This is a genomic window from Pseudanabaena sp. PCC 6802, assembly GCF_000332175.1.
Lineage (GTDB): Bacteria > Cyanobacteriota > Cyanobacteriia > Pseudanabaenales > Pseudanabaenaceae > PCC-6802.
In genome coordinates this window covers 3,699,318-3,715,767 of the sequence record NZ_KB235914.1, presented here as the reverse complement: position 1 = coordinate 3,715,767, position 16,450 = coordinate 3,699,318, and the positions used below count along the sequence as shown (strand labels likewise).

At 48.8% G+C, this 16,450-nt stretch carries 15 protein-coding genes; 6 read left to right on the top strand and 9 right to left on the bottom strand.

Annotated elements, in window-relative coordinates; all coding sequences use genetic code 11:
• Window positions 1-47 precede the first annotated feature (47 nt).
• The 4 genes from PSE6802_RS0123090 to PSE6802_RS0123075 all read left to right on the top strand — a co-directional run bounded on the left by PSE6802_RS0123090 (window position 48) and on the right by PSE6802_RS0123075 (window position 3,615).
• A complete protein-coding gene (locus PSE6802_RS0123090; protein WP_263970391.1) occupies window positions 48-545 on the top strand; it encodes a cofactor assembly of complex C subunit B in 498 nt (165 codons plus the stop codon).
• 48 nt (window positions 546-593) lie between these two features.
• Window positions 594-1,514, top strand: a complete 921-nt coding sequence (locus PSE6802_RS0123085; RefSeq protein WP_026103497.1) for an AEC family transporter — start codon at window positions 594-596, stop codon at window positions 1,512-1,514.
• A 252-nt stretch (window positions 1,515-1,766) separates the two neighbouring features.
• The gene (locus tag PSE6802_RS0123080) at window positions 1,767-2,666 is read left to right on the top strand and encodes an Rpn family recombination-promoting nuclease/putative transposase (protein ID WP_019502398.1); all 900 of its coding nucleotides are present in this window, start codon (window positions 1,767-1,769) and stop codon (window positions 2,664-2,666) included.
• A 196-nt stretch (window positions 2,667-2,862) separates the two neighbouring features.
• Window positions 2,863-3,615 (top strand): MBL fold metallo-hydrolase, encoded by a 753-nt coding sequence (locus PSE6802_RS0123075; RefSeq protein WP_026103496.1) that lies wholly within the window; start codon window positions 2,863-2,865, stop codon window positions 3,613-3,615.
• An 83-nt stretch (window positions 3,616-3,698) separates the two neighbouring features.
• Here PSE6802_RS0123075 and PSE6802_RS0123070 read toward each other — a convergent pair whose 3' ends face one another.
• Window positions 3,699-5,165 (bottom strand): mechanosensitive ion channel family protein, encoded by a 1,467-nt coding sequence (locus PSE6802_RS0123070; RefSeq protein WP_019502396.1) that lies wholly within the window; start codon window positions 5,163-5,165, stop codon window positions 3,699-3,701.
• 60 nt (window positions 5,166-5,225) lie between these two features.
• Window positions 5,226-7,343 (bottom strand): adenylate/guanylate cyclase domain-containing protein, encoded by a 2,118-nt coding sequence (locus tag PSE6802_RS0123065; protein WP_019502395.1) that lies wholly within the window; start codon window positions 7,341-7,343, stop codon window positions 5,226-5,228.
• Between the two features lie 391 nt (window positions 7,344-7,734).
• Here PSE6802_RS0123065 and PSE6802_RS0123055 point away from each other — a divergent pair, with 391 nt between their 5' ends.
• Entirely contained in the window at window positions 7,735-8,058 is a 324-nt protein-coding gene (locus PSE6802_RS0123055) for an NIL domain-containing protein (protein WP_019502393.1), read from the top strand.
• A 214-nt stretch (window positions 8,059-8,272) separates the two neighbouring features.
• Window positions 8,273-9,025: an urea ABC transporter ATP-binding subunit UrtE gene (urtE, locus tag PSE6802_RS0123050; protein WP_019502392.1), complete on the top strand. Its 753-nt coding sequence runs from the start codon at window positions 8,273-8,275 to the stop codon at window positions 9,023-9,025.
• A 15-nt stretch (window positions 9,026-9,040) separates the two neighbouring features.
• Here the strand turns inward: urtE and PSE6802_RS31435 are convergent, their stop codons facing one another.
• From PSE6802_RS31435 to PSE6802_RS0123015, 7 genes are all read right to left on the bottom strand, one after another.
• Window positions 9,041-9,844: a DUF928 domain-containing protein gene (locus PSE6802_RS31435; RefSeq protein WP_019502391.1), complete on the bottom strand. Its 804-nt coding sequence runs from the start codon at window positions 9,842-9,844 to the stop codon at window positions 9,041-9,043.
• A 53-nt stretch (window positions 9,845-9,897) separates the two neighbouring features.
• Window positions 9,898-10,167 (bottom strand): DUF2887 domain-containing protein, encoded by a 270-nt coding sequence (locus PSE6802_RS0123040; RefSeq protein WP_019502390.1) that lies wholly within the window; start codon window positions 10,165-10,167, stop codon window positions 9,898-9,900.
• A 162-nt stretch (window positions 10,168-10,329) separates the two neighbouring features.
• Window positions 10,330-11,754: a serine/threonine-protein kinase gene (locus PSE6802_RS0123035; protein ID WP_019502389.1), complete on the bottom strand. Its 1,425-nt coding sequence runs from the start codon at window positions 11,752-11,754 to the stop codon at window positions 10,330-10,332.
• A gap of 54 nt (window positions 11,755-11,808) precedes the next feature.
• Window positions 11,809-13,539: an NAD-binding protein gene (locus PSE6802_RS0123030; protein ID WP_019502388.1), complete on the bottom strand. Its 1,731-nt coding sequence runs from the start codon at window positions 13,537-13,539 to the stop codon at window positions 11,809-11,811.
• Window positions 13,540-13,814: 275 nt separating this feature from the next.
• Window positions 13,815-14,345: an FKBP-type peptidyl-prolyl cis-trans isomerase gene (locus PSE6802_RS0123025; protein ID WP_026103494.1), complete on the bottom strand. Its 531-nt coding sequence runs from the start codon at window positions 14,343-14,345 to the stop codon at window positions 13,815-13,817.
• A gap of 222 nt (window positions 14,346-14,567) precedes the next feature.
• Window positions 14,568-15,275, bottom strand: a complete 708-nt coding sequence (rph, locus tag PSE6802_RS0123020; RefSeq protein WP_026103493.1) for a ribonuclease PH — start codon at window positions 15,273-15,275, stop codon at window positions 14,568-14,570.
• A gap of 141 nt (window positions 15,276-15,416) precedes the next feature.
• Window positions 15,417-16,379, bottom strand: coding sequence for an N-acetylmuramoyl-L-alanine amidase-like domain-containing protein (locus PSE6802_RS0123015; RefSeq protein WP_202950722.1), 963 nt, complete (start codon window positions 16,377-16,379; stop codon window positions 15,417-15,419).
• Window positions 16,380-16,450 lie beyond the last annotated feature (71 nt).

Sequence of the window (16,450 nt, the reverse complement as noted above, 5' to 3'; positions counted from 1 at the left end):
GTGAACCTACGACATTAGTGCGTTTAATGGACTTAAAAGATAGCGTTTTGTCTTCTACCTTCCTCCTGACAGTCTTGCTGATGGTTGGTTTGGTATCTTTCCTGCGATCGTCGGTCAAAGATCGCACGACGGAGATGTTGTTTAAATCCAAAACCCTGGATAGCGACGAACTGTTGCGACAGGTCAGAGACTACTTAACTGGTAGAGCCTACGAAGTCGAGAAACTGGATCGCCAAACCGACTCCGTAACCCTGGCCGGACAGGTAAAACCCAGCATATTTCTGGCAATATTTCTGGTCGGTCTGGCCACAGTTGGATTTGGCTGTTTGGGGTTAGTCCTCAAAGCGTTAATTCCTGAAATAGGCGATCTGTGGTGGTGCTTTGTCCCGATCGCGCCATTGGTTGGCATATTTTATTGGCGCGGTGCCGATCGCCGCGAAGAAATTAGTTTAAGCTTGCGATCGGATGGCAGTCTGTGGATGCGCGGGCATAAAGACGAACTGACAGAGTTAAAACAAGCACTAGATTTGGAAAGATTAGAGTAAAAAAGCTAAGATACTTAAACTTAACTTGCTCTTAACCTCTAAACTTTAGTGATTGACAGCCTTACTGATATTTACCTACCTCTAGTTGGCTGGACACTAGCGGGGCTTTTATTCCTCAGATATTTACCTGAAACAGTACCCAGGTTTATGGGCCGATCGCTGTATTGGGTGGGAGTGCCTCTACAGGTATTGGCATTTATTCAGAGGGCAGATTTAACTAGATCTGTAGGGCTTGTCCCTTTTGTGGTTGCTTTTGCCTTTTTAATAGGTTTGGGCTTAGGCTGGCTGTGGACGCACATACGGCAGATGCCCAAGGCAGAACGGGGTGGCTTTCTGCTCTCCTCTAGTTTGGGGAATGTGGGGTTTGTGGGTTTGGCGATCGCACCTTACCTGGTAGATGATGCCTACCTCGCCTGGGTGGTGTTATTCAGCTTGGCGCATAACGTGATTTGCAGTTACGGTTTGGGCGTGGCGATCGCCAGCTATTACGGCGAACATAGTTGGCCGACTCACTGGTCTACACATCTCAAGTCCATGATGGCCACACCATCGATCTGGGCCTGCGCGATCGGGATCTGGCTGAAGTTGGAGCATGTCGAACTGGCAGCACCTCTAACTAGCGGCATCCAAACATCGGTGCAAATAGTCATCCCAATGGCACTACTACTAATCGGCGTGCGCTTGAGCCAATTGAAGCAGTGGGATGGTGTTGGCAAAGCGATGCCTGCCGTGGTTATTAAGCTATTGCTCGTACCTTTGTGCGTGGGTGGAGCGATGACTTTGCTCGGCATTACTGATATGTCGCGTTTGGCAATGGTTTTACAAGCAGGAATGCCCTGCGCCTTTGCCGGAGCAATTTTGGCAGAAGAATACAACGTGCGCCAGGAAACAATCCTGCTCGGCATCGCGCTCAGTAGCGTCGGTATCTTGATCACAATTCCCCTCTGGTTATGGCTGTTTCACGGTTGATATAGCGTTTTCTATGTGAAAAACTCTATAAGGAGTCGTAAATCAATAACCTGTTGGATTTTACACAGAAACTCTATGGCTGGCCTGAAGTTCAGGTCGTACTGATAGATGCGCTCCAATGTCGTGACTGCTTGTGATACGGAAGGAATGGTGGGAAGATTGTTGCCCAGAGATTGGGAACATGTCTCTCCTGTTGCGATAATTGGATGGCAAGCTAAACGCACTGTCAAACTTGAGTTGTAATAATTCGTCGTGAAAACTGACACCCTGTTCTATAAGTTGCTAAAAACCTTTCATTCGCTCCTGTTTGAGCTAACCGAGCAGCCAATTCCCAACGTAGATGATTATGAGTTTGTCTCTGTCGAAGTGAAGGAAAAGGCATTTCGATTTGATGGCGTTTTTTTACCCAAAAACTCTGACAACCCGATCGTCTTTACCGAGGTGCAGTCTCAGCCCAAGAATAATTTCTACAGCGCATTCATGGCAGAGATTTGCATGTACCTCAGCCAGTACGAACCGGAACGAGATTGGCAAGCAGTGGCAATCTTTGCCCGCCGCAGCTACGACCCTGGTGAAGCCGAGCATTTTCGCGAACTATTTGCCAGTAATCGAATCAGGCGGGTTTACCTGGACGATTGGCAGGAGCGCGAAACTGATTCTTGGGCAATTAAGATCGTGCAGTTAATCGTCACACCATCGGCGACAATTCCTGAATTGGTTGCGAACCTCAAAACAGAGGTGGAGCAGAGATGCTTGCCAGAGCTAAAAGAGACTGTAGTAGAATTTATGGAGACTGTCCTGGTATATAAATTCCCTAAGCTAAGTCGGGAGGAGATTCAAGCTATGTTTACACTAGACGATCTGCGGCAGACTCGGGTTTATCAGGATGCTAGGCAAGAGGGCATGCAGCAGGGTATACAGCAGGGTATGCAGCAAGGTAGACAAGAAGGTATGCAGCAGGGTATGCAGCAAGGTAGACAAAATGAGGCGCGATCGCTTTTATTACGTCTCCTAAACAAAAAGTTTGGTAATTTAGACTGCCACCAAACCCAAATTAACAATCTTAATCTCGAGCAAATGGAAGCACTCAGCGAGGCGTTGTTAGACTTCAATAATATTACCGACCTCGATCGCTGGTTGACAGAAAACTAAGAGCGCGATCGCTTTCTCTAACACTAAAAAAACAAGGCTTAGCTCGACTTGTACGATCGATCTTCTTCTCGTTCAGATCGCTTTTGTGATTGCTTTTACGGTTTGGGCGTGGCGATCGCCAGCTATTACGGCGAAAATAGTTGTCGAAGATTTCTTTACAATAGTACATACTTTGTTATTGTTAAAACTTAAAGCTATGTACCTGACCTGGTTAGACAGCAATTCCTGGCTGATTGAAATGGGGGGTAAGCATATCCTCCTCGATCCCTGGTTGGTCGGGCCTTTAGTGTTTGGCAACATGACCTGGTTATTTAAGGGGGAGCGCACCATACCGAAGCCGATTCCAACCGATATCGACCTGATTTTGCTATCCCAAGGCATTGAGGATCACGCTCATCCTGCTACCCTGCAACAACTGGATAAAAATATACCCGTGGTGGCATCGCCAAATGCGGCAAAAGTTGCCAAACACTCAGGATTTACCCAGGTCACGGCTTTAGCACACGGCGAGACATTTACCCTCAGCGATCGCGTGAAAATTCGCGCTCTGCCCGGTTCGCCCATCGGCCCGATGCTAGTGGAAAACGGTTACCTGATCGAGCAACTTGAGGACGGCAAAACCCTATACTACGAACCGCATGGGTTTCACAGTCCTGAAATTAAGGAATTTGCACCTGTGGATGTAGCGATCGCCCCCATCATCGATCTGCGCATCCCCTTGTTAGGCCCAGTGATTCAGGGGCACAAAAGCGCATTGCAGCTAGCGCAGTGGTTAAAACCAAAAGCGATCGTACCGACCGCTGCCGGTGGCGATATCGAATTTAAGGGCGTGCTGCTTTCTCTACTGCGCTCAGAGGGCAGTGCCGATTGTTTGCGAACTTCCCTGGCCGAGCATCAACTCACCACAAAAGTAATAGAACCTGTATCCGGCCAGCGATTTGTCGTATAGCGTTGTTAAGGAGCTTGCACGAAACGGCGATGTGTTACGGCTAACGCCTAACACATCCTACAGTTGGTACATTCCGCAAATCCCTAAGCGGGCTTCTCCTCCGGCTGCTGCACCGCTTGAATCGCCCGACGGCGGTTTTCTAAAACTTGTCCGATTTCGCGGGCAAATTGAGGCTGGCGCTCGATCATTCGATCGACCACCGTAGCGGAAAGGCGCATGACCTCCAGATCGTTAATTGCTGCGATCGATACCGCGCTAGGTTCGCCGGAAAATAAGGTAATCATCCCAAAGAATTCTCCAGCTTGCAGCACCAGAACTTCCTGCTCCACTCCCTGGCGATCGCGGGTAGTCAATCGCGCTCTGCCAGAGATAATGATGTACAGCGCGTGGCTCAAATCCCCCTGGCGCATGACTTTTTCACCTGCTCCAAAGTGCTGTAGCTCGATATTTTCGGAGGGGTTTTGCAGATCGGTTTCTTCCTCCAAAGGCACAAACGAGGGCAGCGATTGCAAACTATTGGCAAAGCGTTTGGCGGTTTGCTTAGCTTGGGCGGTGGGGCCGTGGAAATGATAAAGCGTGCGAATGGGAAAGGGAATGGATAAACCATTGCGCTGGGCAGCATACCAAACTCGCGTCATGAAGCGATCGCGAATTTCTTCTAGCTCGCCATAGTTGTGGATAAAGAATTTCACTTCATAAGTCACCGCAGAATCATCGTAGGCTAATGTAAAAACTTGAGGCTCGGGTTCGGACAGAATCCCTTGAGTTCCCAAAGCCGTACTTTTCAGCACTTGTTTGGCGAGGTTCGGTGGATTATTGTAAGAAAATCCCAGTTTAATTCGTTCTGCATGCAGCAGCAGCGGTTGACTAAAATTGCGAATGATTTCAGCACTAATTACTTTGTGGGGAATCACCAGCATTTCTCGCTCCAAGGTTTGGAGTCGCACCGCTCGCCAGTTAATGTCGATCACCTGTCCCACAAAATCCCCCACTTGCAGCCAATCGCCCACGGAAAAGGGGCGCTCGAACAGCAAGGCTATTCCAGAGGTCACGCTGCCCAGGGTATCCTGTAAAGCTAGACCGATCACGATCGAACTAACCCCAAGAGCGGTAGCTAGACCGGCTAAATCGGCATTCCACACCGTTGCGAGGACGATTGCCGTTCCCACCAGGATCAGGACTAAACGCAACAGATCGATCAGCAGTTTTGGCACCTTCGAGCGCCACGTATCGGTCTCGGCTTCTTCAAACAGCACTACATTCAGTAGAGATAAAGAAGCATGGAGAATACAGACCCAGAGGAGGGTTTGCATAGTTTTGATCGTGCGCCCATCGGCCTCTAGATGCAAGACATGTTGCATAAACAGCAGGAATACCAGTACTGGCACGATCAAGTTGCGAACCAACCGCAGGGTGGTAGCCAGGGGCTTGCCATGTCGGCTTAACCAGTGGATGGTTTCGCCCAGCAGAATAGTCGTGAAGGGAAAGCCAATTGCGAGCGCGATCGCCCAAATCCAGGTGCTACTTTGCCAAAGGGTGCTGCTGTTCATAGATACCGTTGAGAGGGGAAGTTATTTAGGGGGGCGGGAGGAATTGGATGGATAGCCCCATCAGCGATCCGCAAACTCAGAGGGCTTCAGTTGCCAGGCACGCAGCTTAGTGCCGTTATTCGACACTTCCAGTGCTTCCCAAGCATAGAGATCGTGCAATCGCTGGTAAATTGTCGTAGACCCGAGAATTGCACCGGGTGGGCAAGTCGTGCATAGGGTATTCGCCAGGTCAATCGTGTCGCCCCAAACATCATAAATAAATTTATTTCGCCCCACGATTCCCGCCACAACATCTCCTGAATTCAGACCGATGCAGATATTCAAATGAAAATTGCGTTCGTGGTTAAATCGACGAATAATCGCACGCATCTCCATTGCCAGATCGACCGCCCGCTTATCCTGATCTAAATAGGGTGTAGAAACGCCGCAAACTGCCAGATAACTATCTCCAATCGTTTTAATCTTCTCCATGCCATGTCGCTCGGCGGCATCGTCAAAGGCTGTCACGAGTTCGTTCAAAATTGTCACTATTTCGTAGGCTGTCAGAGCGGCAGAAAGTTGGGAAAACCCTGTGAGATGGGCAAACAGGACGGAGACATTGGAAACATCTTCAGCGATATCTTTTTCTCCTCGCTTCAGACGCTTTGCGATCGCGGCGGGAAAGACGCTGAGCAAGAATTGTTCGTTCTCGCGATTTTTCTCCTCAACCAAATTGGTCTGAGTTTGCAGGCTATCGACCATGAGGTTAAAAGATTGAGCCAATTCACCAAATTCGTTGCGTGTATCCAGAGCCACAATGGTATCCAATTCCCCAGCCGCAACTTTACGGGCACTATCGATCAATTGTTGAATTGGCTTCACAAATAGATTTGCCAATCCCATCGCTAACAGGGTCACCAGCAGCATTAAAAGCGTAGCCGAAATTAAAATCTGGCGCTCAAAGTCATAGATGGGGGCATAAGCTTCCGCCAAATCTATTTCCGCTAAGATTGCCCAGTCCAGTCCATCAATCCGAATCGGCGCGTAGGAGCTGAGCACCGGAATATTTCGGTAATCGTTGATAATTTGGGTGCCTTGTTGTCCGTTCAAAGCTGCGGTAGCGCCATCAGTGTGTACGGGTTGCTGCAAAATGGAGGTGCCATATTGCTCGATCCGGTTAATGGTAGCCGCATGCATTCCCAGCGATCGCAGGGTATTCAAGTAAGTTTGCGGATCCTGCACTAAAAAGCGAGATACCGATCGCATCAACCGATCTCGCCCAACCAGGTAGGTTTCCCCAGTTTTGCCCAAACCATCGCTTTCCCAATGGCGATTGCCCGTCATCACGTTATTAATTTCATCAACGGGGAGTTGAAAGGCGAGAACGCCGACAAATTCGGAGCGATCGAACATGGGGGCAGCAATAAATGCTGCTGGTGCGCCATAGGAAGGGGCATAAGCTACAAAGTCTGCCAGTTTGGCATAGTTTCGTTCCTTGGACGAGCGCACTGTGGCATTCAAACTGGCCAGGTTGCTATCTTGATAAGCACCATTATTAAAATTTGTGGTGAAATCAGTTTCTTTAAACACGGTATAAACCACGTTACCCTGGGTGTCGATCAGGAACATATCGTAATAGCCAAATTTTTCGATGATATTGCGGAAAATCGGATGGTAGCGGGCGTGGAGGCGGCTGTAGTTACTGCTATCGTTGGCGGCATCCAGCAAATGTTTTTTGCCCAGGGGGTGTGGATTAGCAGCAATGTAGTGGTATTGCAAATAGCGGGAGGCAGTGACTTTAGGGAGGTAGGCAGCCAAAACGGGAGACCCGGATTCGGTCTTGGCAAGTTTGGGCAGGAATTCATCGCGATAGTAGGATTGAATTCGTCGATCGAACGCCTCGGGGACAGTCGCGCCTTGTAACTGCTGATAGGCAAGCGCAAATTCCTGAAGTGCCGACACCATTGCGGGATCTTCGCTAAGAGTTTGGGTATGGTTGCGAATATTTTTGAAGTAAGCTTCGATTTGGTAGGCTTTGGATGCTCGCACGCTGGTGAGCTGACTGAAAGCGCGATCGGTGAGGTTCGCCTGTCCGCTGCGGTAGCCCAAATAGGTGGTAACGAGAATGGATAGTCCGCTAACGGATAAAAGCATGACAATCAATTGCGATTTGATACTGAGGTGTCTGAGCGATCGCATAATCTAAAATACTTACAAGCTTTTCGGGCTGTTGAGTTTGGACTGGTATCTTAAGATACTTTTAGGCACCAAATGGTAGCGATCGCAGCAAATCCCAATACCGCACGTTTGCTTGGTGCGCCCAAAATTTATGCATGGCAAAAAAAGTTTATGCAGGTGTTGAATTTCTCAAGTTAGCTGTAAAAGCTCCACAGACGAGACTTCTCTACCAACAAACACTAAAAACTGTGATGTAGATCGCTTTACATTTTGCAATCTTTGGTTAACCTGATAGTGGTTCTAGAGAGCACTCCCGATCGGGAACGTAACTGAACGCTTAATTAGTCAGTATCAATTGATATTAATTTCGTGTTTTACAAAAGCAAAACGTTTAGGAGACGCAAGCATGAATATGTCCGCTCGCACGCAAAATGCTCAATTCGATCACCAGCTTAATCGCCAACAGGCTATCCAGGAAAGGCTAGCCAAGCACCACATTACCCTCAGGGTTCCGCAAACCCATCACCAGGAACCGATTGTTTCTAATTTCGTATCAGAGCACGGCTTGACGGTTAACATCACTGCAGCCCTGTTGGGAGAAAATACCAGAGAAGATGGTTGGTTTAATCTGGAGTTAGTTGGTACTGACCGACAGATTCAAAGTGCTCTGGTTTACCTGGAGGAACTGGACTTGGAATTTTGGGAGAAACAAAACCAAACTGAGGAAACTTGGTAATTAAAACCTGCTTGGCATTCCCTAGCCCCAACCCCGATCTGCCTGAAATTTGCAGCAATAACTTTTCGTAGCAATCCAACATTGGATTGCTACGCGCTTATTTACCCATATCGGGCATCGTTATCGTTGCTAATAAAAAATGTATAAAGGCTACAGAAACCCCTACACTAATTGGGTTAGGTTAGCTAGACGATCGTCACCTGGACTGTTTACTATGACAAAAGATCTCAATTCCGCTCTGCTCGACAAGCCGGAGGTTACCCACCCCATTCTCAACATATCGGGGCTTAATGTTTATTACGGCGAAAGTCACATCCTGCGCAATGTCGATCTGAACGTGTTTTCAGGTGAAATGGTCTGCTTGATCGGACGCAATGGTGTCGGTAAAACAACATTGCTCAAAACCATTATTGGGTTGCTGTCTGCCCGTAGCGGTGAAGTGAACTTGATGACAGAGTCCATACTGCGCCGATCGCCAGATCGCCGTGCCAAGCTGGGTATAGGTTATGTGCCACAGGGCAGAGAAATTATCCCGAAGCTAACCGTAAAAGAAAACTTGCTGCTTGGTTTGGAAACTGGTAGAACGAAAGGAAGAGAAACCGAGATGATGGAACAAGCATTCGAGCTTTTTCCGGTGCTCAAATCCATGCTCTGGCGCTTGGGTGGTAACCTCAGCGGCGGGCAGCAGCAACAACTGGCGATCGCCCGCGCTTTAATGGGCAGACCGCAACTCTTACTTTTGGACGAACCAACCGAAGGGATTCAACCCTCAATCGTTCTGGAAATCGAAGCATCGATCCAACGAATCGTCAAGACTACAGGTATCTCAGTGCTGTTAGTGGAACAGCACCTCCATTTTGTCCGTCAGGCCAATCGCTACTATGCCATGCAAAAGGGCACGATCGTTGCTTCTGGCGAAACCAAAAGCCTCAGTAATGACATCATTCAACAATTCCTCGCTGTTTAACGATCGCGCTCGGCATCAATAGCTATTGCTTGCTTTTGTACTTAGCGATTCGGGGCTAATCGGCTGCAAGACGACGACATCTAAACCGACCGATTTGAGCAGATCGCTCCATTCCGTCATTAAGTCGGGAGCGTCGGGGCGATCGCGACGAGCTTCTGCCAGAGTTTCCACCGCCTCAAACCAAACTCCCGCTTTGGCATAAAGGCTAGCTTTGTCAATAGGCTTGGCTTTAGCTATCTGTTGCAATACGGTGCGATCGAGGTCTACCCGCCGTACCACACCCACGCACGTACTATTGGCAGGGTTATTCCACGCAAATTCCCAGCGATAAAATTTCCCAACTTTCAGTTCTGGAGCATCCAGGGGCATGCGGAAACTAATAATGCTGGCTTGGGTTTCGATTGGGAATCTTGTTTTGTAGATGCGTTTTGGCGCTGCCTTCGTACTTACTTCGTACAATCTGAATTCAGCCCAACCTGAGAATTTGGGGGCATTGAAAAAGAAAACGGGATGGGAGGAGACAGTTTGCGGGAAGTGATCGACACCAGACTTAGTATTGGGCATTAATGCCATTAAGCATCTAACTTCTTTACATTCGCCGCGCGACAATCCTCCTACGGTATTTGTAGGCGTACCAACATCCTTGGGTGGGGTATAGACTACCTTACCGCCCTTAAGCTTGTCGATCGCGCTGGCAATTTCGCCCCGATCGCCTGAGATCTTCTGAGCAGACACTGGTGCAAGGGGAAGAGCTACAAGATTAAGAGATGCCAGTAGTGCAGCAGTTGCAGTATAGAAAGGAAAATTGGGAGAAGTCATAGCGACATTTTTAATTAGAAAACAGGAGAATATAGACTCTACACTCCCCTATTCTACAACTGGTTACCAATCAGGATAAGTTCTGACCAGTAGTAGGGGTAACTTACTATAAACAAACGTGTTTTCCTGACATCATCTAATGCGAACGTGGCTTGTAAATCCTGGAGACCGTTATACTCTAACTTGTAAACAATAACTGCCTGGATTAATTTTAATAGGCCCTCCTCAAAACCCGAACTGCTCGAATCCTCCTGCATCTGCTGCGTGAGTTGCTTTGCTTGCGCAATTGCTGCTTCGCGATCGGCCACAACCAACTCCGCCATCTTGGCACAACCTGCCCTTATGGGGATGTTATAGCCGTAGATAGAGATGTTATAGCCGTAGATAGATCTGTTAGGACAGGGGGCTGCGTCCCCACGCAGGGGTGGAACCCCTGCACCCCGTCCTAAGCCTATTAGCTATAGCTATATCCACTAGAAATTTCTTTAATAGCCGCAGACTTTGATGCGCAGGAACAATGCATCCATGACTTCGTGTCCGTGCCAATGGAAAGTGGCGGGGAGATGTCCTCTAGGTGCATCGATTGAGAAGTTTAAATCTTTATATTTGAGCCAGCTTGACTCTGAAAACCAGGATTTCTTTGCCCAGCCCGTGCGTTCGGCGAATTTGATATAGGTTTCGGCAAATTTCCAGTAATTTCTGCTGTCATAGAATAAAACTCCTCCCAAGCCTTGCCAAATCTCCTTTTGAACGCTAAATCCGAATTTGTGATTGCTGTAGTAATCCCACATCCGATCTAGTTCGTAGAGATCGGCGCAGGAAAGAATTTCGATATCTTTGCGAGCGATCTCGCGTATCTTGTCTTTACCTGTAAGTTTTAATATGATGGCGCTAGTTTCGCGATCTGCTTCCAGCCAATTCCCTGTCTCCAGTAATTCCTTCAATTTGGAGTAATTGCCTACAGGTGCGATTTTATCATCATCACTCGATTTTTTTGTTACTACTAGAGATGAAATTGATGACTTATTATTTAGTATATCTAAGATAATACCAGCCGATTCAAAGCGATTGCTGGTGGGTTTGGCCAGCATTCGATCCAGGATGTTTCCTAAAGACTCGCTGACTGGCTCTTTGAGATATTGTCGCCATATCCATCGATCTTCAATATCGTTATATAGGTCAAACGGAGAGGTTCCTGTCAATAGATGTATGCAAGTCGCACCCAAGCTATAAATATCGCTAGCAAAAGTGGCTTTACCCCTCAGTTGTTCCGGTGCTGTGTACTCTGCACTGCCAATAAACGTTCCGGTTTTGGATACTGTGGCAGATGTCACTACCTTCGAGGCACCAAAGTCAACCAGAACTAGCTGCCACCCCTCAGGTGTAAGGGGCGATCGCCGTCGGATAATATTTTCTGGTTTGATATCGCGATGGATCGTGCCGCGCTCGTGAATGAATTGCAAGACTGGCAGTAAGTCCAGCAGCAACTCGCGAATTTTGGCTTCGTCGAACGCTCCCTGTTCCTTCATTTCATCCAGTAAATTCCGTCCCTCGATCAACTCCTGGACGAGATAGAGAGAATTCTCTTGCTCGAAGTAGGCGATTAGTTCGGGTATTTGAGGGTGCTTGCCTAGGGATTGCAGTTGTGCGGCTTCGCGGTTGAATAGCTCGATCGCTTTTTGCCGATGACTGCCAGCCTGGTACTGGAGCATTAATTGCTTAATCGCGCAAGGCTGGTCGAACTTAGCGCGATTGATGGCGCGAAAGGTTCTGCCCATACCTCCTTCGCCAATGGGAGCGATCGCCAGATATGAGTCTTTTAGCAGTAGCCGCGCTCCACAACTCTGACAAAACTGGAAGCGATCGTCATTTTGGGGCTGGGGGCAGTTAGGGTTGAGGCAGTAGCTCATAAGTGGCGATACCGAATCTGTGTCTAGTCTAGCCAATTATGAGGCATTGCCTTGTTAGATGGTGTTTTGACTAGATGGAACTTGAAGTGGGGTAACCCGCCATAGTTGATCCAGCTTTGTTGCAGGTATGGTCAGGTACAAAACATCTCCGGCACTAAGATGAGCTGCTAGTAGATCCCATCCGTGGATAGTGCCAGATTCGGTTTCGATGTAAAGTGGGACGAAATCCGACATCCTGGCCGCATCCTTCACCTGCTTGCCGCAGAAAGGATGGTTAACCGTGATTATCGTTGCTAGCGATACCCATAACTTATCGCCCAGAATGCCATTACCCAGGATTCTACCTCCTAAAGCTGCTGCTGCAAAAGCTGGTGCCACAATTTCCGTAGGGCTAAGTACTGATTCAAACTCAAATAATTGCTGTGCCATGTGCGCAAAGTGGGGATCTTCGTAGCGGACGATGACAGGTACTTTAGGCGCAACACCCTTAGCATTCAGCGCTATTTCTAAATTGGCAGTATCGCTGCGGGTTACAGACATCAATGCCTCAGCTTGCGCCAAGTTTGCTAATTTCAGCGTAGCTGGCAGGCTAGCATCGCTTTGGATTACGGGAATGCCTAGCGATCGCACGGTTTCTAGAAAGCGGTTATTCGGATCGCGCTCGATCGCCACGACTTCATGCCCGTATTTATGCAACTGGGAGGCAATCTGCACGCCTACATTACCCAGACCGCAGACAACATAGTGGTTGCGCTGGGGTACCCGCGCTGCATCCCAAAATTGCCGAAACCTGGTACCGAGGACAAAATCATTCAGCAATGCGTACCAAATGCCAATTACCGCCGCACCAGTCAGCATCATCACCACCGTAAATATCTTGATGCCATCCGATGATTTTTCTACTACCTGCTCGTTGCCCCCCGCACCAGTAATCATGCCCACAGAAAAGTAAAGGGCATCTACCAAAGAGACGTGCAGTTGCAAACTGGTATAAACAAGCGTCGCCACGAAGATAGTGCTAATCAGAGCGAGAGCAACCACGAGCATGGAGTTGCTATATTCCTTGAGTTGACGCAGGCTAGATACTACCTTGCCGAGCTTTTGGTTTAGTTTTCTTTGGACAGTGCGTACCTTTGGTTGCGTGCCTATGAGCAGGCGATCGCCTAGGCGCAGCTTTTGTTCTCCGGTCACCGCCGATACCAGATCTATATTGCCATCGATGGGAAGATAGTAGATCAACATGCGAGAGCGATCGACCCACAGTTCGGCTAAAGTATGGCCGCGCCAGGGGTGGCGCTCGTCAATATATTCTTCGTAGATCGGCCATGTTTGATGGAACAAGCGGAGTTGCCCGATCGCTTTATTACCCAATGCCGTGAAAGCAAACACCGGAGCGGCAAGTGCCGCTACGCTCATGGTGAAATGCTCTGGTAGCGTGCGGTCTAACCGTTCGCCCAAACTAGCATTAAAGAGCCGATTCACAATTCTAATGCGGGGATTGAGCGCCCGCGCTTGCATGAGGATAGCTAAATTTAGGGCTTCATCTGCGCCAGACAAGACCAAAGTATGGGCTTCAGATATACCCGCAGCGAGCAGCGTAGCAGCAGCCTGCAAATCGCCAATGATAATTCCATCAAGATCGCGATCCTGGGCATCGGTGGGGCGGCGATCGTGCACGCCAATTACTGACGCTCCCTGCTGTTTGAGAAGGCACAGGATCTTGTAACCAGTTCGGTTAAGTCCGCAAACGATAATCCGCGCCTTTGCTACACCATCAAGAGCCATAGGTTACGGGTTTTACAAAAGTTCTACTATTTATTCTCCAGCAGTGTATGACTGCTAACTGTAGCGGACATCACCATCGCCCCCATCTCTCATACCAAATTCGCGTTAATTATCCCTATAGCGGTTTTCAGATCGGAGGTGAGTAGGGGATTTGGGGGCGTTGCCCCCAAGAAGGGAAGGCAGGGCGTTCTCGGGGGTTCCCCGCTAGAGCCACTGCCGTGTTCTACCCCTTCACTCCGTCAATACAACCTGTTCTCAATTGAAAAACGCTATAACTAAGAGATTTTGAGCAGTTCCACATCAAAGATGAGAACGGCATTTGGAGGAATCACTCCACCAGCGCCTCTAGCACCATAGCCCAATTCAGGTGGAATGATTAACTGACGGCGACCGCCTACTTTCATTGTCGATAGACCTTCATCCCAACCCTTAATCACCTGACCGACACCAAGCTTAAATGAGAAGGGACTATTGCGATCGCGCGAGCTATCAAACTTCGAGCCATCTTCCAGGGTGCCCGTGTAGTGGACGGTCACGGTTTGTCCTTGGGTAGGAGTTGCCCCCGTTCCCACTTTGATTTCTTTATATTTGAGTCCAGATTCAGTAGTTACCAGGTCGGCATCATTAGCGGCAGCAGTCATAGTAGGTTCTTCGGTAGTTGTTTTGATATTTGCGGTTGTATTAGCAATAACAGTAGCAGGTGGTTCGGAGGCGATCGCCCGATCGGAGCCACCTTTGGGTTGGGCGAAAAACAAGACTAAAACCGCTACGGCGACTATTCCGAAGCTAATTAGAATTCCTTTCAAGGTATATTTCTCCAAAGATTTTAAGTATAGCTATAGCCAATAGGCTTAGGACGGGGTGCAGTGGTTCCACCCCTGTGTGGGGGCGCAGCCCCACACCCCCTGTCCTAACAGATCTGTCTACGGCTATAACATGCTATGCCTGACTAAATCAGAATTGACTTAGATGGGCACGGCATTTCGGCTTCTGGAATATTAACATTTCCGCTGTTCGCAAATCCTTTATCAGGCTTGCTGCAAAGCTAGTAAACTTTTGATGCCTGTTTCGGCTAGATCTAGCATTTGGTTGAGTTGGCGGCGGCTATAGGTTTCTGACTCTGCCGTCCCCTGAATTTCAATTAAATTGAAGCGATCGTCCATCACCACATTCAGATCGACGCTGGCAACCACATCCTCGGTATAGTCGAGATCTAAAAATGGTTCGCCGTTAATCAGGCCGACCGACACGGCGGCGATCGCTCGCTGAATCGGCGACTGCGTAATGACACCTTCCGCCAGCAGGCGATCTATGGCTAACTGCAAGCCCACAAACCCAGCCGTCACGCCTCCTGTGCGGGTGCCTGCATCCGCTTGCAGGACATCTACATCAACGGTAATGGTGTAATTGGCGATCGCTTTGAGATCCAGGGCAGATCTGAGACTGCGCCCGATCAGGCGCTGAATTTCTTGGGTGCGCCCGGATAGCTTTTGCAGTTCGCGGGGTTGGCGTGGTTTGGTCGCTCCGGGCAAAAAACGATATTCGGCGGTGAGCCAGCCGCGATCGCTATCTTCTAAAAACTTGGGGACTCCCGATTCAATCGATACCGTGCAAATGAGTTGGGTATTGCCGAATTTAGCTAACACCGAGCCTGCTGGTATGTCTGTAAAGTGCTTCTTGAAGCTGACCGCACGCAATTGATCCCAACTGCGACCGTCAAGACGCTGCCACTGCATGGGCGATGTATTGCCAAGTGTTGGTAATTCGACGGAATGAAGGCTCATTTTAAGTTGCTGCCAGGAGTTCTTATGTCACTTTACCTAATTACACTCGCATTTGGCAGACAAATAACCAAATATTGCCTGGCGAGAATCGCCTTAGCGCGGATCGGTGGGGCGAGCTATGACTATACCTTGTTGTTCTTTGACCTGATTGACGTAGGCGTGCAAATCGGGGGAGATTTTGACCGCGCCGCTGGGAGAAGCGTGAATTAGCCCGATACTGCGATCGCGATTGCGATATACCAGGCCGGTGTGGGTGAAGTCTAGACCTTTGACTTTAGTGGCGATCGCCACGATATCCCCAGCTTGCATCTTGCTGTAAGCCTGCTTAATTTTATCGGACGGAATGTAAATAAAATCTAGATCGACCAATTGTTGTTCCGCTTGGACGATGCATTGAAATACTTCATTGCTTTTCAACTGAGCGTATTTCTGGCGATGGTTGCTCATGAAATTGAGGGACTTGTTCGTTTTTACCCCACCTAATTCCTGCGTAATTTGCTTGACCGTACCGCGTGCTTGATTCTCCGCAATCCATTCCGAAAAGTAATGCAGGCGGCTGCAATAGCCATCCAGTTTGCCGTCGCGGTAACGTAAATCGCTAATCCGTTCGCCAAAGGTGGCATAGTTGTAGTCCTGAATGGCAATTCCCCGCGCGATCGCCAATACCGCCTCTACAAACAGCACGCAGTCAAACTTATCTAAGGCAAGTATGAGTCGTTCTTTCGATGTTATATCCAGCAGTCCAGCTTGATAAGGCGTGCCGATAAATTGAGTAGCGATCGCCTGCATAATTTCGGGCATGGTTTTCTGGTGCAATTTTTGGGCGATCGCATACTGCATAACCCGATCGAACTTAGCTCGGCTTACCTTCTCATTGCTCGGTTCAGCGACAGGTTTAACGGGCGTGCCAGGAGGATTGGTCTGGGCGATTAACTGGAGCGATCGCGCCAGGTTTTGCGCCGATACCGAGACTGGAGCCAATATTCCTAAACCTACTATGAGCGATGCAACTCCAAGGATTTGTCTGAGCCTGTCAAAACTTGCAGTTATAGCCATTGCCATAAATAATTAGGGATCCGCAATTAAATAACCTACCACGATCGGGAATGCGCTTCTGTAAGGGCGAA

Bases quoted from the DNA above. Each gene is read 5' to 3' on its own strand.
- PSE6802_RS0123075 (WP_026103496.1), top strand. From the start codon at position 2,863: ATGTACCTGACCTGGTTAGACAGCAATTCCTGGCTGATTGAAATGGGG.
- PSE6802_RS0123070 (WP_019502396.1), bottom strand. From the start codon at position 5,165: ATGAACAGCAGCACCCTTTGGCAAAGTAGCACCTGGATTTGGGCGATC.
- PSE6802_RS0123065 (WP_019502395.1), bottom strand. From the start codon at position 7,343: ATGCGATCGCTCAGACACCTCAGTATCAAATCGCAATTGATTGTCATG.
- PSE6802_RS0123055 (WP_019502393.1), top strand. From the start codon at position 7,735: ATGTCCGCTCGCACGCAAAATGCTCAATTCGATCACCAGCTTAATCGC.
- urtE (WP_019502392.1), top strand. From the start codon at position 8,273: ATGACAAAAGATCTCAATTCCGCTCTGCTCGACAAGCCGGAGGTTACC.
- PSE6802_RS31435 (WP_019502391.1), bottom strand. From the start codon at position 9,844: ATGACTTCTCCCAATTTTCCTTTCTATACTGCAACTGCTGCACTACTG.
- PSE6802_RS0123040 (WP_019502390.1), bottom strand. From the start codon at position 10,167: ATGGCGGAGTTGGTTGTGGCCGATCGCGAAGCAGCAATTGCGCAAGCA.
- PSE6802_RS0123035 (WP_019502389.1), bottom strand. From the start codon at position 11,754: ATGAGCTACTGCCTCAACCCTAACTGCCCCCAGCCCCAAAATGACGAT.
- PSE6802_RS0123030 (WP_019502388.1), bottom strand. From the start codon at position 13,539: ATGGCTCTTGATGGTGTAGCAAAGGCGCGGATTATCGTTTGCGGACTT.
- rph (WP_026103493.1), bottom strand. From the start codon at position 15,275: ATGCAGTGGCAGCGTCTTGACGGTCGCAGTTGGGATCAATTGCGTGCG.
- PSE6802_RS0123015 (WP_202950722.1), bottom strand. From the start codon at position 16,379: ATGGCTATAACTGCAAGTTTTGACAGGCTCAGACAAATCCTTGGAGTT.